Source organism: Agromyces mediolanus, assembly GCF_014648575.1.
Lineage (GTDB): Bacteria > Actinomycetota > Actinomycetes > Actinomycetales > Microbacteriaceae > Agromyces > Agromyces mediolanus.
In genome coordinates this window covers 1,179,716-1,193,807 of the sequence record NZ_BMRJ01000001.1, presented here as the reverse complement: position 1 = coordinate 1,193,807, position 14,092 = coordinate 1,179,716, and the positions used below count along the sequence as shown (strand labels likewise).

13 protein-coding genes are annotated in these 14,092 nt (G+C 71.8%); 3 read left to right on the top strand and 10 right to left on the bottom strand.

The features are described 5' to 3' along the window. Positions 1 to 66 precede the first annotated feature (66 nt). The 5 genes from IEY71_RS05720 to IEY71_RS05700 form a co-directional block, all read right to left on the bottom strand. Positions 67 to 1,566 (bottom strand): CoA-acylating methylmalonate-semialdehyde dehydrogenase, encoded by a 1,500-nt coding sequence (locus IEY71_RS05720; protein WP_189084295.1) that lies wholly within the window; start codon positions 1,564 to 1,566, stop codon positions 67 to 69. Next, a complete protein-coding gene (locus IEY71_RS05715) occupies positions 1,563 to 2,915 on the bottom strand; it encodes an aspartate aminotransferase family protein (RefSeq protein WP_189084294.1) in 1,353 nt (450 codons plus the stop codon). Before IEY71_RS05715 ends, IEY71_RS05720 begins: the two co-directional genes overlap by 4 nt. Positions 2,916 to 2,975: 60 nt before the next feature. Further along, on the bottom strand, positions 2,976 to 3,992 hold the full coding sequence (locus IEY71_RS05710; RefSeq protein ID WP_189084293.1) for a TIGR03842 family LLM class F420-dependent oxidoreductase: 1,017 nt from the start codon (positions 3,990 to 3,992) through the stop codon (positions 2,976 to 2,978). Between the two features lie 26 nt (positions 3,993 to 4,018). Next, the gene (gene hydA / locus IEY71_RS05705) at positions 4,019 to 5,482 is read right to left on the bottom strand and encodes a dihydropyrimidinase (protein ID WP_189084292.1); all 1,464 of its coding nucleotides are present in this window, start codon (positions 5,480 to 5,482) and stop codon (positions 4,019 to 4,021) included. A 94-nt stretch (positions 5,483 to 5,576) separates the two neighbouring features. After that, positions 5,577 to 6,425, bottom strand: a complete 849-nt coding sequence (locus IEY71_RS05700; protein WP_189084291.1) for a nitrilase-related carbon-nitrogen hydrolase — start codon at positions 6,423 to 6,425, stop codon at positions 5,577 to 5,579. A 171-nt stretch (positions 6,426 to 6,596) separates the two neighbouring features. Between IEY71_RS05700 and cofD the strand changes: the two genes are divergently transcribed. Both cofD and IEY71_RS05690 read left to right on the top strand, forming a co-directional pair. Further along, positions 6,597 to 7,637: a 2-phospho-L-lactate transferase gene (gene cofD / locus IEY71_RS05695; RefSeq protein ID WP_229781537.1), complete on the top strand. Its 1,041-nt coding sequence runs from the start codon at positions 6,597 to 6,599 to the stop codon at positions 7,635 to 7,637. Between the two features lie 163 nt (positions 7,638 to 7,800). Then, positions 7,801 to 8,136, top strand: coding sequence for a hypothetical protein (locus IEY71_RS05690; RefSeq protein ID WP_189084289.1), 336 nt, complete (start codon positions 7,801 to 7,803; stop codon positions 8,134 to 8,136). Positions 8,137 to 8,151: 15 nt separating this feature from the next. Here the strand turns inward: IEY71_RS05690 and IEY71_RS05685 are convergent, their stop codons facing one another. The 5 genes from IEY71_RS05685 to IEY71_RS05665 form a co-directional block, all read right to left on the bottom strand. After that, a complete protein-coding gene (locus tag IEY71_RS05685; protein WP_189084288.1) occupies positions 8,152 to 8,499 on the bottom strand; it encodes a hypothetical protein in 348 nt (115 codons plus the stop codon). Further along, the gene (locus IEY71_RS05680; protein WP_189084287.1) at positions 8,499 to 9,341 is read right to left on the bottom strand and encodes a DODA-type extradiol aromatic ring-opening family dioxygenase; all 843 of its coding nucleotides are present in this window, start codon (positions 9,339 to 9,341) and stop codon (positions 8,499 to 8,501) included. Before IEY71_RS05680 ends, IEY71_RS05685 begins: the two co-directional genes overlap by 1 nt. A 46-nt stretch (positions 9,342 to 9,387) precedes the next feature. Continuing rightward, on the bottom strand, positions 9,388 to 10,251 hold the full coding sequence (locus IEY71_RS05675; protein ID WP_189084286.1) for an amidohydrolase family protein: 864 nt from the start codon (positions 10,249 to 10,251) through the stop codon (positions 9,388 to 9,390). Next, on the bottom strand, positions 10,248 to 11,459 hold the full coding sequence (locus tag IEY71_RS05670) for a CaiB/BaiF CoA transferase family protein (protein ID WP_189084285.1): 1,212 nt from the start codon (positions 11,457 to 11,459) through the stop codon (positions 10,248 to 10,250). Before IEY71_RS05670 ends, IEY71_RS05675 begins: the two co-directional genes overlap by 4 nt. A 102-nt stretch (positions 11,460 to 11,561) precedes the next feature. Next, entirely contained in the window at positions 11,562 to 12,563 is a 1,002-nt protein-coding gene (locus tag IEY71_RS05665) for an alcohol dehydrogenase catalytic domain-containing protein (protein ID WP_189084284.1), read from the bottom strand. A gap of 363 nt (positions 12,564 to 12,926) precedes the next feature. On the opposite strand from IEY71_RS05665, the gene IEY71_RS05660 reads away from it, so the two are divergent. Continuing rightward, entirely contained in the window at positions 12,927 to 14,003 is a 1,077-nt protein-coding gene (locus IEY71_RS05660; protein ID WP_189084283.1) for an ABC transporter substrate-binding protein, read from the top strand. Positions 14,004 to 14,092: the final 89 nt, after the last annotated feature.

Sequence of the window (14,092 nt, the reverse complement as noted above, 5' to 3'; positions counted from 1 at the left end):
GGGGGGGGGACCGGGGCGGGGCGGGGCAGGGACAGGGGGCACGGAGGACAGGGCAGGCGGAGCCGGTCAGTCGTGCCGCGGGAACCCCAGGTCCACACCGCCGTGACTCGGGTCGAGCCACCGCGAGGTGATCGCCTTCTCCTGCTGGAAGAACGCGAAGCCCTGCGGCCCGTACGCCTTCGTGTCGCCGAAGAACGAATCCTTCCAGCCGCCGAAGGAGTGGTACGCGACCGGCACGGGGATCGGTACGTTGATGCCGACCATCCCGACCGTCACCTCCCGCTGGAAGCGCCGCGCGGCGCCGCCGTCGTTCGTGAAGATCGCGGTGCCGTTCCCGTACGGCGAGCCGTTGATGAGCGCGAGCCCCTCCTCGTACCCCGCGACCCGCACGACCGACAGCACGGGTCCGAAGATCTCGTCGCGGTACACGGCCGAGTCGGTCGGCACCCGGTCCACGAGCGTCGGCCCCAGCCAGAAGCCGTCCGCCTCGCCATCCACCTGCGGGTCGCGCCCGTCGACCACGAGGGATGCCCCGTCCGCCTCGGCGACGTCGAGGTACCCGGCCACCTTGTCCCGGTGCTCCCGGGTGATCAGCGGCCCCATGTCGCAGCCGCGGGTGCCGTCGCCGGTGCGGAGCCGGGCCATCCGCTCGGCGATCTTCGCGACGAGCTCGTCGGCGATGGACTCGACCGCGACGAGTGCGGAGATCGCCATGCAGCGTTCGCCCGCCGAGCCGAAGCCGGCGTTCACGGCGGCGTCGGCCGCGAGCTCGAGGTCGGCGTCCGGCAGCACGAGCATGTGGTTCTTCGCGCCGCCGAGCGCCTGCACGCGCTTGCCGTTCCGCGAGGCGGTCTCGAAGATGTACCGGGCGATCGGGGTAGAGCCGACGAAGGAGATGGAGCGCACCTCCGGGTGCTCGAGCAGCGCGTCGACCGCGACCTTGTCTCCGTGCACCACGTTCAGCACGCCGTCGGGCAGCCCGGCCTCCTGCAGCAGCCGCGCGAGCCAGACCGCGGCGCTCGGGTCCTTCTCGCTCGGCTTCAGCACCACCGTGTTGCCGCACGCGATCGCGATGGGGAAGAACCACAGCGGCACCATCGCGGGGAAGTTGAACGGGCTGATGATGCCGACCACCCCGAGCGGCTGCCGCACCGTGTACACGTCGATGCCGGTCGAGGCGTTCTCGGAGTACTCGCCCTTCGTGTACGCGGGCATCGCGCACGCCAGCTCGACGACCTCCAGTCCGCGGGCGATCTCGCCGGCGGCGTCGCCGAGCACCTTGCCGTGCTCGCTCGTCAGGATCGCGGCGAGCTCGTCGCTCCGCGCGGCGAGCAGCTCCCGGAAGCGGAACATGATCTGCTGCCGTTTCGCGATCGACACCTCGCGCCAGGCGGGGAAGGCGCGCGCCGCGGCATCCACCGCGGCATCCACGTCGGATGCCTCGGCGAACCGCACCCGGCGCGCGACGACGCCGCGGGCCGGATCGTAGACGGGCCCCGTGCGCTCCCCCGCGCCGCTCGTCGTGGCCCCGTCGATCCAGTGCTCGACGAACTCGTGCTCGCTCATGATGCGCCTCCCACTGCGCTCAGCACCTCGTCGTAGATCGCCATCGCCTCGGCCACCTCGTCGGCGGTCACGACGCACGGCGGCACGACGTGGATGCGGTTGTCCTGGATGAACGGCAGCAGCCCGCGCGCGAGCAGCGCCGCCTTGAGCTCCCCCATCGCGGCGGCGGGCAGCGGCTCGCGCGTCTCGCGGTCGGCGACGAGCTCCATCGCCCAGAAGACGCCCTCGCCGCGCACCTCGCCGATGAGCTCGTGCCGGTCGGCCAGCTCGGCCAGGCCCGGCCCGATGGCGGTCTCCCCGATCGCGCGCGCGTGCTCGACGACGCCCTCCGAGGCCATCGCGTCGAGCGTCGCGACGATGGAGGCCATCGCGAGCGGATGCCCCGAGTAGGTCAGGCCGCCGGGGAACACCCGCTCGTCGAAGCCCGCCGCGATCGGCTCGTCGATGATCACCCCGCCGGCCGGCACGTAGCCGGAGTTCACGCCCTTCGCGAAGGTGATGAGGTCGGGCCGCACCTCGTAGCCGTCGAAGGCGAACCACCGGCCGGTGCGGCCGAAGCCCGCCATCACCTCGTCGAGGATCAGCAGGATGCCGTGCCGGTCGCAGAGCTCGCGGACGCGGGCGAGGTAGCCGGGCGGCGGCACGAGCACCCCGGCGGTGCCCGGCACGGTCTCGAGCAGCACCGCCGCGATGGTCTGCGGCCCCTCCGACTCGATCACCCGGCGGAGGTGCTGCAGGGCCCGCTCGCACTCCTCCTCCGCGCTCCGCGCCCAGAACTCCGAGCGGTAGAGGTATGGCCCGAAGAAGTGCACGTGCCCGCGGGCGAACTCGTTCGGCACCCGCCGCCAGTCGCCGGTCGAGACGATCGCCGCCCCCGTGTTGCCGTGGTACGAGCGGTACGTCGAGAGGATCTTGTCGCGCCCCGTCGTGAGCCGGGCGAGGCGGATCGCGTTCTCGTTCGCATCGGCGCCGCCGTTCGTGAAGAACACCCGGCGGAACCCCTCGGGCGCGCGGGCGACGATCCGCTTCGCGGCCTCGCCGCGGGCGAGGTTCACCGTGGCCGGGGCGACGGTGGTGAGCAGCTCGGCCTGCTCGCGGATCGCCGAGACGACGGCCGGATGCTGGTGGCCGATGTTGACGTTCACGAGCTGACTGGAGAAATCCAGGTACTCGACGCCGGCGTGGTCCCAGACGCGGCATCCGCGCCCCGAGGCGATGACGAGCGAGGACGTCTGCGCCTGCGCCGACCACGAGTGGAAGACGTGCGCCCGGTCGAGCTCGCGCGCGAGCTCGTCGGTGACGTCGCGTGCCTCGGCGACGTCGTCGACGTCGGGGCCGGGGTCGTTCATGATGCGCTCCTTTCGATGATCGACCGATGATCGACCGGGATCGGCGGCGGTCAGCGGCGGTCAGCGCTTCGCGACGAGGTGCTCGCGGAGCGCCGGGATCACCTGCTCGCCGTAGACGCGCAGGGTCTCTTCCTTGTTGTCGTGCTGCAGGTAGCCGGCGAACTGGTCGACGCCGAGCTCGGCGAGCCGCTGCAGCTTCTCGATGTGCTCCTCCGGCGGGCCGAGCAGACAGAAGCGCTCGACGATCTCGTCGGGCACGAAGTCGACGTGGTCGTTCGACGCCCGGCCGTGGCTGTTGTAGTCGTAGCCCTCGCGTCCGCGGATGTACTCGGTCAGCGCCTCCGGCACCTGCCCGTGCTCGCCGTAACGGGCGACGAGGTCGGCGACGTGGTTGCCGACCATGCCGCCGAACCAGCGGCACTGCTCGCGCATGTGCTCGCGGTCGTCGCCGATGTACATGGGCGCCGCGACGCAGAACGCGATCTCGTCAGAGTCGCGCCCGGCGGCCTCGGCCGCGTTCCGCACCGTGCGGATCATCCATGCCGCGATGTCGAGGTCGGCGAGCTGCAGGATGAACCCGTCGCCCACCTCGCCCGCGAGCTTCAGCGCCATCGGCCCGTACGCCGCGACCCACACGTCGAGCCGGGAGCCGATCGACCAGGGGAACTGCAGCGTCGCGCCGTTGAACTCCACGGCTCTGGAGTTCGCGAGTTCGCGGATGACGTGGATCGACTCGCGGAGCTCGGCCATCGTGGTCGGTTTGCCGTTGGTCACCCGCACGGCCGAGTCGCCCCGGCCGATGCCGCAGATCGTGCGGTTGCCGTACATCTCGTTGAGCGTCGCGAAGACGCTCGCCGTGACCGTCCAGTCGCGGGTCGCCGGGTTCGTGACGAACGGCCCCACGATCACCCGACGCGTCTCCGCAAGGATCTGGGAGTGGATGACGTACGGCTCCTCCCAGAGCAGGTGCGAGTCGAACGTCCACACGTGCGAGAAGCCGAACTGCTCGGCGAGCTTCGCGAGGTGCACGGTCCGCGAGGCGGGCGGGTTCGTCTGCAGGACGACGCCGAAGTCCATGGGTGGTGCCTCCGTCTCTGGAACGTTCAACTCAGATAGCTCGACAGCCCGCGCTTCAGGTACCGGCCGTCGCCCTTGCGGCCGAGGTACTCGTCGCCCTCGACGACGACCTTGCCCCGGGACAGCACGACGTCCACGTGCCCGTCGACCTCGAAGCCCTCCCACGCAGAGTGGTCCATGTTCATGTGGTGGGTGCGGCCGGTGGGCTTGCCGTCCGCGTCGACCGGCATGCCGATCGTCGTGCGCCCGTTCGGGTCGTAGACGACGAGGTCCGCGTCGGCGCCGGGCTGGATCGCGCCCTTGCGCCCGGCGAGCCCGAACATCCGCGCCGGCGTCGTGCTCGTGAGTTCGACCCAGCGCTCGAGCGTGAGCTCGCCCGTGACGACGCCCTGGTACATGAGGTCCATGCGGTGCTCGACCGAGCCGATCCCGTTCGGGATCTTGCGGAAGTCCCCGAGGCCGAGCTCCTTCTGGTCCTTCATGCAGAACGGGCAGTGGTCGGTCGACACCATCTGCAGGTCGTTCGTGCGCAGCGCCTGCCACATCGCGTCCTGATGCCGCTCCTCCCGGCTGCGCAGCGGCGTCGAGCACACCCACTTCGCCCCCTCGAACGCGCCCCACTGCTCGCTCGACGCGCCGAGCTGCTCCTCCAGCGAGAGGTAGAGGTACTGCGGACACGTCTCGCCGAACACGTGCTGCCCGTGGTCGCGGGCCCAGGCGAGCTGTGCGACCGCCTGCTTCGCCGAGACGTGCACGACGTAGAGCGGGGCGCCGGTGAGCTTCGCGAGCATGATCGCGCGGTGCGTCGCCTCCTCCTCCATCTCCCAGGCGCGGGCGACGCCGTGGAAGTAGGGGTCGGTCTTGCCCTGCTCGGCGAGCTGCTCGGCGAGCACGTCGATCGCCGGGCCGTTCTCGGCGTGCATCATCGTGAGCATGCCGGTCTCGCGGGAGACCTGCATGGCCCGCAGCACCTGCGCGTCGTCGGAGTAGAACACGCCGGGGTAGGCCATGAAGAGCTTGAAGCTCGTGATGCCCTCGTCGGGCAGCTTGCGCATGGCCTGGAGGGATGCCTCGTCGACACCGCCCACGATCTGGTGGAAGCCGTAGTCGATGGCGCACTCCCCGGCCGCCTTCTCGTGCCAGGCCGCGAGCCCGTCCTCGACCCGCTCGCCGTACCGTTGCACGGCGAAGTCGATGATCGTCGTGGTGCCGCCGTGCGCGGCCGCCCGGGTGCCGGTCTCGAAGGTGTCGGAGGCCTCCGTGCCGCCGAACGGCAGCTGCATGTGCGTGTGCGCGTCGATCCCGCCGGGGATGACGTACTTGCCGCTCGCGTCGATCACCCGGTCGACGGAACCGGCGAGCTCGGCGCCGAGCAGCGTGCTGCCGGGCTCCAGCACGGCGACGATGCGCTCGCCGTCGACGAGCACGTCGGCGGCGCCGCGGCCGGTCGCCCCGACGACGGTGCCGCCCGAGATGAGGGTCGTGGTCATGGTCCTGGCTCCCTGAGCTGGTCGAAGGGATGCTGCGTCACGATGCTGGTTCCCTGAGCTGGTCGAAGGGCTGCTGGTCGAAGGGCTGCGGCGGTCACGGCTGCGCGATCCGGGTGTACGAGTCGGGCCGGCGGTCGCGGTAGAACTGCCAGTCGTCGCGCATCTGCCGCACCATGTCGAGGTCGAGGTCGCGCACGAGGATCTCCTCGTGCTCGCCGGAGCCGCGCTCCCCGACGAAGTTGCCGCGGGGGTCGATCACCTGGCTCGTGCCGTAGAAGTCGACGGCGAGCTCGCCGTACTCGTTGTCCTCGCGGCCGACGCGGTTGGGCTGCAGCACGAAGTAGCCGTTCGCGACGGCGGCGCACGGTCCCTCGACCTCCCACAGCCGGTTCGAGAGCCCGGGCTTCGTCGCGTTCGGGTTGAACACCATGTGCGCGTCGTTGAGGCCGAGCTCGCGCCATCCCTCCGGGAAGTGCCGGTCGTAGCAGATGTACATGCCGATGCGGCCGACCGCGCTGTCGAAGACGGGGTAGCCGAGGTTGCCCGGCCGGAAGTAGAACTTCTCCCAGAAGCGGTCGAGGTGCGGCAGATGGTGCTTGCGGTACTTGCCGAGGATCGTGCCGTCGGCGTCGACGAGCACCGAGGTGTTGTAGTACACCCCCGTCTCGGCCTCCTCGTAGATCGGCAGCACCATGACGGTGCCGAGCTCCTTCGCGACATCGGCGAAGCGCTGCACGATGGGGCCGTCGGCCTGCTCCGCGAAGCGGTAGTACTTCTGCTCCTGCGTGATGCCGAAGTAGGGCCCGTAGAAGAGCTCCTGGAAGCAGATCACCTCCGCGCCCTGCCCCGCGGCTTCCCGCGCGAACTGCTCGTGCTTGTCGAGCATGGACGCCTTGTCTCCGGTCCAGCTCGTCTGCGTGATCGCCGCTCGAACGATGGTCATGCTGCCTCCTGCCGCACGTCGTCGTGCACTCGTGGCTCATGGTTCCTGTTCGGCTCATCCTCTCCCGAGGCGCGGCTTCGGGCAATGGATTGCTCGGATGAGCACGCCTCGACGTGGCGCGAATGCTCGGGACGCGCCGGACGTGCACGCGGCGCCGCCTACGCTGGAGCCGTGAGGATCACCGTGCTCGCCGGCGGCGTCGGCGGCTCGCGCTTCGTGCGCGGGCTCAGGGAGGAACTGCGGCGCCGGGCGGCCCGCGCCGAGCCGCGGCCCGGGGCATCCGTCCCGCCCGACCAGCCGACACCCGACGATCAGGTGTCGGTCGTCGTGAACACCGGCGACGACGTCTGGCTCGCGGGCGTCCGCCTCATGCCCGACTTCGACTCGCTGCTCTACGCGCTCGCCGGCGTGAACGACGCCGAGCGCGGCTGGGGCCGGGCCGGCGAGTCCGAGCGCGTCGCGGCGGAGCTGCGCGAATGGGGCGTCGGCTGGCCCTGGTTCACGCTCGGCGACCTCGATCTCGGCACGCACCTCGCGCGCACCTCCTGGCTCCGCGAGGGGCTCACCCCCTCCGAGATCGGCGAACGCCTGCAGCGCCGCTGGCCGCTCGGCGTGCACCTGCTGCCCGCGACCGACACCGAGGTCGACACCTGGGTCGAGATCGCCGAGCCGACCGACGACGGTCGGCGCGAGCTGCACTTCCAGGAGTGGTGGACCCGGCACCGGGCGAGCCTGCCCGCGAGCGCATTCCGGCAACGGAATATCGCCGAGGCGCGGCCCGCACCCGGCGTCGTCGAGGCGATCCAGCAGGCCGACGTCGTGCTGCTCGCCCCGTCGAACCCGGTCGTGTCGATCGGCACGATCACCGCGATCCCCGGCATCGCCGACGCCCTGCGCGCGACCGAGGCGCGCGTCGTCGGGGTCTCGCCGATCATCGGCGGCAAGGTCGTGCGCGGCATGGCCGACGCGTGCCTCGCCGCGATCGGCGTGGAGACGGATGCCGCGGCCGTCGCCCGCCACTACGGCGGCCGCGCGAACGGCGGACTGCTCGACGGCTGGCTCGTCGACGAGGCGGATGCCGCGGCCGTGGCCGCGCTCGAGGCATCCGGTCTCCGCGCGCACGCCGCACCGCTCTGGATGCGCGACCCCGACACCTCGGCCGCCGTCGCCGGCGCCGCCCTCGACCTCGCGAGCGCCCTGCGCCCCGCCTGATCGCGACTTGCCCGACTTTCATGAAAGTCGGGCAAGTCGGAGCGAGGGTACCGGGTACCGGGTACGGCGTTCCTGCACCGGGTGTCAAGCCCGTTGCCGCGGCGGGCCGCGCCTGCGAGCGTGGGCCTCGTCCACCGCACGAACGCCAGCAGGGGAGGCCGCGATGTCGAGGAACGAAGACTGGGTGCCCGAGGAGGACGCCGGCTCCTACGTGGAGTCGCAGATCCCGGGCGAGGAGTACGTGCCCGAGGAGGGCGAGGGCTCCTACGTCGACTCGGAGCTGCCGGAGGACGCCGTCGTCCCCGACGAGGAGCGGCGCGTCGAACTCGACCGGGACGACGACGAAGACGACGCGCTGGGCACCACCCAGCCGATCGATCGGGCCGACGCCGGTCGCGACGGCCCCGTGCCGGGCACCGGTCCCGCCGAACGGGGCGAGCCGATGACCGAGTCGCGCGACGGCGGTCTCCGCGGGGGCGACCCCGGCGTCGAGGAGTAGCGCGAGCCGCGCCGCCTACGGGATGTAGTCGACGATCCCCTGCGGCGCCACGGCCGCGCGGTAGCGCTCGACGAGCTCACGCCAGCCGGACTCGGGCGTGTACTCGTGCTCGTACACCGCCTCGGTGAAGTGCCACAGCAGGTACGGGTGCGCGCCGAGCGCGTAGAGCGCCGCGTAGTCGCGCGCCGCGAAGGCGTCCCGCTCGGCCGTCGTCAGCTCCCGGTCGTCGCTCGGCCCCGTCGGCCCACCGCCCCCGGCGAGCCAGGCGTCCACGACCCCGGCCGGATCGGCGACGTACGCCGCGACCGCCGCGTCGCTCAGCTCCACCGCGCGGATGAACTTGTCGACCATGTACTTGCTCATCAGCGGCTCCCCCACAGGAAGAACGGGCTCGAGGCGAAGCGCGACGGCGTCACCTCGGCGAAGTCGGCCGGGCGGCCGCCCATCGCGGCGAGCGCCGCCACCGCGTTCAGGTACTGATACGTCATGCAGCCCGCCTCGAGGAGGCGCTGGAAGTCGCTGCAGACGCGGATGGCGCCCTCGAGGTCGCCGTCGCGCATCCACGAGGCGGCCGCCTCGTCGAAGTCCGGGTCGGGCGAGCCCGCGAAGGTGCGCGGGCCGCCGACGTCGTTGGCCATGTGCCCGGAGGTGAGGATCGCGACGCGGGCGTCCGAGTCCCAGCGCTCGATCGCGTCGCGCAGGTGCTCGCCGAGCGCGACGAAGCGGCGCACCGAGGGCACCGGCGGCATCGAGGCGTTCGTGTGGATCGGCACGACCGGCAGGTCGAGCTCGGGCCGCACGTACTGCAGCGGGATCACGTAGCTGTGGTCGAGCCGCCACTCCAGGCTCACGGCGAGGTCGATCGTCTCGGGCAGCACCGTGCGCCCGGTGATCTCGTCGGCGAGCTCGCGGTGCCCGGCGAGCTCCACGTACTCCATGCCGAAGGTGCGCACCTCGTTCTCCCAGGTGCCGTGGTACGACTCGGCCTTGCCGACGACGAACGGCGGCGAGTTGTCGTAGAAGAACTGCCGCACGTGATCGGTGCCGATGACGACGAGCACGTCGACGTCGTGCGCCGCGACCGCCTCGCGGATGCGCCCGAAGTTCGCGGCGATCGGCTGCAGGTCGTCGGGCACCGGGTCGTTCATCGCCCGCCAGAGCAGCGGGTTGTGCGGCGTGGCTGCCGCCAGGACGAGCTCGGCCATGTGGGTCCTTCCGGAGGTGCGAGGGGATGCGAGGTCGGGGCGCGGCTCAGATGCCGAACAGGGCGCGCGCGTTGTCGAGGAGGATCTTCTGCCGCGACTCGGGCTTGAACGGCAGCTCGGCGAACTCCGTCATCCAGCGGTCGGGGGTCATCACGGGCCAGTCCGAGCCGAACAGCACCCGGTCGGTGATGAGCGAGTCCGCGTAGCGGACCACCTCCGGCGGCAGGTACTTCGGCGCCCAGCCCGAGAGGTCGAGGTACACGTTCGACTTGTGCCACACCATCGCGAGGTTCTCGAGGTGCCAGGGCCAGGCGGGGTGCGCGCTGATGATCTTCAGCTCGGGGAACTCGGCCGCGACGTCGTCGAGGTACGGCACCGGCCGCGAGTTCTCGAGCCGGTACCCGCCGCCGCCCGGGGTGCCGGCGCCCGCACCGGGGAAGCCCGAGTGGAACATCACGACGAGGCCGAGCTCGGCGCACGTCTCCCAGATCGGGAAGAAGCGCCGGTCGTTCGGCAGGAACTTCTGCCGCGCCGCGTTCAGTTCGCCGACGCCCTTGATGCCGTACTCGGCGTGCATGCGGCGGATCTCGGCGATCGCCGCCTCGCCCTTCCACGGGTCGATGCCGGCGAAGGCGATGAAGGCGTCGGGGTGGTCCGCCTGCGCCTTGCCCAGCAGATCGTTCGGCGCGCCGGGGATGCCCGAGGTCGTCTCGGAGTCCGAGTTCACGATGACCGCCATCATCTTGCGCTCGCGGTACTGGTCGGCCTGCTCGGCGAAGGAGACCACGGGGCGCTCCCGGCCGAAGTGCTTCGCCATCTGCTGGTGGCGCTGGCCCATCGCCCGCAGGAACTCCTCGGTCTGCGGGTGGGTGTGCACGTCGATAGCGACGAGCTCGTCGAGGCGGCTCATGCGCGGCTCCTCTCGGGGGTGGTGGATGCGGCGGATGCCTCGGGCTTCGCGTCTGCGGCGGCCCCGAGCAGCGGTGCCCCGAGGAGTTCGGCGCCGTGCTGGTCGAGCCGCGGGGCCGCGGCGAGCGCGGGTCGGCCCGAACGGTGGAAGCGCGTGCTCGGCACGGGGACGCGGAGGGCCGAGCCATCCGGTCCCTCGATCTCCTCGACGAGGCGCATCGCGGCGATCTGCGGGTCGTCGAAGAGGTGCGCCACCGTGTTCAGCGGACCGTGCGGGATGTCGTGCGCGACGAGCCGGTCGAGCCAGTGCTGCCGGGGCATCCGCGCCGTCGTTGCCTTCAGCTCCGCATCGAGCTCGTCGTAGTTGCGCACCCGGGCCTCGCGCGTCGCGAAGCGCGGGTCGTCGGCGAGCTCGGGCCGCTCGAGCACCTCGAGGAGCCCGGTCCAGAACTTCTCGGGGACCGACATGTGGATGACGAAGTCGAGCCCGTCGGAGCCGCGGCAGGCGTAGGCCTGCGCCCGGCGCGGCCGGGAGTCCGGGCCCGCGACCTGCCCGGTCTCGAGGTAGGTCGAGGCCGCCTCGGTGAGGAAGTCGATGAGCGAGCCGACCATGGAGACCTCGACGTGCTCGCCGGGGCCGGCGTCGCCGCGGGCGTGCAGCGCCGCGAGCACGGCCTGCGCGGCCGACATGCCCGAGAGCAGGTCGGAGAAGGCGGGGCCGAGCGGCCGCAGCAGGTCCTCGGGCACGACCTGGCTGTACATGCCGCCCACGGCCGAGATGACGGTGTCGTAGGCGGGCCGCTTCGCGTACGGCCCCTCGGGGCCGAAGCCGGTGATCGCGCAGGAGACGAGGCGCGGGTTCACCCGGGCGAGCACGTCCGGGCCGAAGCCGAGGCGCGCGGCGACCCCGGGCCGGAAGTTCTCGATCAGCACGTCGGCGTCGCGGGCGAGGTCGAGGAGGGCGGCGAGGCCGGCCTCGCTCTTCAGGTCGAGCACGACGGCGCGCTTGCCCCGGTTGTAGGCGGCGAACTGCGGGCTCATCTGCCCACTGCCCTCCCAGCGGCGCATGGGGTCGCCCTCGGGCGACTCGACCTTCACGACGTCGGCGCCGAGGTCGGCGAGGAGCTTCGCGGCGTAGGGCCCGGAGATGTACTGGCCGAGCTCGATGACGCGGACGCCCGCGAGCGGGCCGCTGGGGGTGGGGGTCATGCGGGGAGGTCCTCTCCTCTTGGTGCACGGGGGACGGGAGATGCGCCGACGGCGGTCGCGTCGCGGCGGGCGCCTGCTCGAGGCGCAGGTGGCCGCGCGAGCTCAGGACACATCGATGATCACCTTGCCGGGTGCCGTGCGGGGCGCACGGTAGGCATCCGCGATCCGCTCGAGCGGGAAGCGCGCCGCGACGGGCGGGACTACCCGGCCCTCGGCGACGAGCTTCAGGGCCCGGCGCACCTGCGCGAAGTCGGCGCTCGCGACGCCGAGGAGCCGCAGCCGGCGCAGGTAGAAGCTGCGTTGGTCGAGCTCGAGCACCGGGTCGACGGAGGCGGCGCAGGTCACGGCGCGACCGCCCCAGGCGAGCGCGGCGATGCCGGCGGCGAAGGTCGGCCCGTGGCCGCCGACGTCGACGACCGCGTCGAAGGGAGCCTCGGCGGCGAGGCGTTCGCGGAGCTCGGCGGGCGAGCCGGCGCGGAGCACGCGGGCGCCGTCGGGCGCGGGGGCGGCGGAGCGGGATGCCCCGACGGTGTCGGCCCCGCTCGCGACGCCGAGCTGCAGCGCGATCTGGCCGAGCATGCCGCCCGCGCCGGTGACGAGGAGCCGGTCGCCCGCGCCGACGCCGATCGCCTCGAAGGCGTTCAGCACGATCGGCACGGTGTGCACGGCGGCGGTGGCGAGGGCCGCGGGGATCTCGCCGCGGTCGATCGCGTTGCGCTCGGGCACGGTGACGAACTCGGCGGCGCCGCCATTGCGGTGCACGCCCAGCACGGTCTGCGCGGGGCAGTCGGCCTCGCGGCCGGCGGCGCAGCTGCGGCACTCGCCGCAGGGGATGTTCGGCTTCACGACGACCGGCCGACCGAGGCGCGCCTCGCTCATGCCGGGTCCGACGGCGACGATCGTGCCGGCCGGGTCGATGCCGAGCACGCGGGGGAGCTTGGCGACGGCGCCCGGCCCGATGCCGGCGATGACGTTGCGGTCGAGCTGGTTCACGCCGACGGTCTCGACGCGCACGAGCACCTCGCCCGCCCCCGGAGCCGGAACCGGCACCTCGGCGACGGCGAGCGCCTCCAGGGTGTGATCGGTGAGCAGCGCTGCCCGCACTCCGCCTCCTCGCGTCGTCTTTCTGGATACGGTATCCAAAATTGCAATCCGCGTCCAGTGCTACGAGCATCCCACCCGCGCGGGCGCCGGCGCTCCAGGTCCACTGGCCCAGCTCGCGCAAAGGGTCCCGTTCCGACCCGGCATGGCGCGATTCGTGCGACTCCGCCTCGTGACGTCGCACGAATCGCCCGGTCACCCCGCCCGACCGCACCGATCGCGCGACCTCGGGAGCACCTCCGTAACCCCGCTCGAAAGAGGGCATGGACAGCCCGGAGCAGATTGGATACCGTATCCATACTCGCGGACGGTGCCGTTCCCGCGGGATCCGACCGCGAGGGTCTATCCCGCCAAGAATGGAGAGTCATGCGCAAATCCATCCCCCGCAGCAGCCTCGCGGCTGCGGCCGGCATCGCAGCACTGGCGCTGCTCGTCGGCTGCAGCTCCGCCGCACCGGCGCCGTCCGGCCCGGTCGATCTCGGCGACGGCGAACCCGGCGCCGCCGAGGACACCGACATCACCGTCGCCATCCCCTTCCCCGACATCACGATGTACTCGATGTACGTGCTCGGCACGGACCTCGGCTACTACGAGGAGGAAGGGCTCACCGTCGAGGTCATCACCGCCGACAACGTCACCGCGGCCGTCGCGTCGGGCAGCGCCGACATCGGCGTCGAGTCGACCGGCACCGTCATCGAGGCGATCCGGGGCGGCGTCCCGATCGAGCTCGTCGGCGGGCACTACTGCCGGCAGAACTTCGACTTCGCGGTGCAGCAGGGCATCGACTCGGTCGACGACCTCGACGGCACGACGATCACCCTCGCCGGCACGCCCGGCGACCCGGCCGAGTTCCAGCGCAAGCTGGTGCTGAAGGAAGAGGGCTGGGACCTCGACACCGTGAACGTCGAGGTCGTGTACCCCGGCCCAGGTTCGGAATCCTGGACCGAGTTCTTCGTCAACGACCGCATCAGCCTGCAGCCGTTCTACGCCGACGACCGGCCCGCGCTCGAGGAGCACGGGGCGAACATCGTCGTCGAGGCGCTGCGCAACTGGGCGAACGACGTGCAGGTCGCCGGCACCGACTGGGCGCAGAAGAACCCGAACACGCTCGTCCGCTTCCTCCGTGCGACGCTGAAGGCGGCCGACTTCATGACCGCTCCGGCGCCGGGCGAGTTCCCCGAGAACGTCGACGAGGTGCTCGACATCTACGAGGCGAACGACTTCGACGTGTCGGCGCTCCGCGGCTCGGACAGCGTGTGGGTGCTCGACGGGCACCTCGCCTGCTCGAACCTGTACTTCGACCAGGACGCGTGGGACACCACGATCGAGACGCAGTCGCTCGAGCCGCTCGAGTTCGACGCGGGACAGCTCGCGTACCTCGAGAAGGCCCAGGAGCTCGTCGGCGTCGAGAACGACCCGCCGGCCACCCTGCCGTACCCCTGATCGGGCTTCGCCCCGATCCTCGGAGCCCCCGCCGCAGCGCATGACGGCGGGGGCTCCGTCGTGTCCGGCCGGCGCCCCGCCCGACCCCG

Bases quoted from the DNA above. Each gene is read 5' to 3' on its own strand.
- IEY71_RS05680 (WP_189084287.1), bottom strand. From the start codon at position 9,341: ATGGCCGAGCTCGTCCTGGCGGCAGCCACGCCGCACAACCCGCTGCTC.
- IEY71_RS05715 (WP_189084294.1), bottom strand. From the start codon at position 2,915: ATGAACGACCCCGGCCCCGACGTCGACGACGTCGCCGAGGCACGCGAC.
- IEY71_RS05700 (WP_189084291.1), bottom strand. From the start codon at position 6,425: ATGACCATCGTTCGAGCGGCGATCACGCAGACGAGCTGGACCGGAGAC.
- IEY71_RS05685 (WP_189084288.1), bottom strand. From the start codon at position 8,499: ATGAGCAAGTACATGGTCGACAAGTTCATCCGCGCGGTGGAGCTGAGC.
- IEY71_RS05710 (WP_189084293.1), bottom strand. From the start codon at position 3,992: ATGGACTTCGGCGTCGTCCTGCAGACGAACCCGCCCGCCTCGCGGACC.
- IEY71_RS05675 (WP_189084286.1), bottom strand. From the start codon at position 10,251: ATGAGCCGCCTCGACGAGCTCGTCGCTATCGACGTGCACACCCACCCG.
- IEY71_RS05690 (WP_189084289.1), top strand. From the start codon at position 7,801: ATGTCGAGGAACGAAGACTGGGTGCCCGAGGAGGACGCCGGCTCCTAC.
- IEY71_RS05660 (WP_189084283.1), top strand. From the start codon at position 12,927: ATGCGCAAATCCATCCCCCGCAGCAGCCTCGCGGCTGCGGCCGGCATC.
- hydA (WP_189084292.1), bottom strand. From the start codon at position 5,482: ATGACCACGACCCTCATCTCGGGCGGCACCGTCGTCGGGGCGACCGGC.
- IEY71_RS05670 (WP_189084285.1), bottom strand. From the start codon at position 11,459: ATGACCCCCACCCCCAGCGGCCCGCTCGCGGGCGTCCGCGTCATCGAG.
- IEY71_RS05720 (WP_189084295.1), bottom strand. From the start codon at position 1,566: ATGAGCGAGCACGAGTTCGTCGAGCACTGGATCGACGGGGCCACGACG.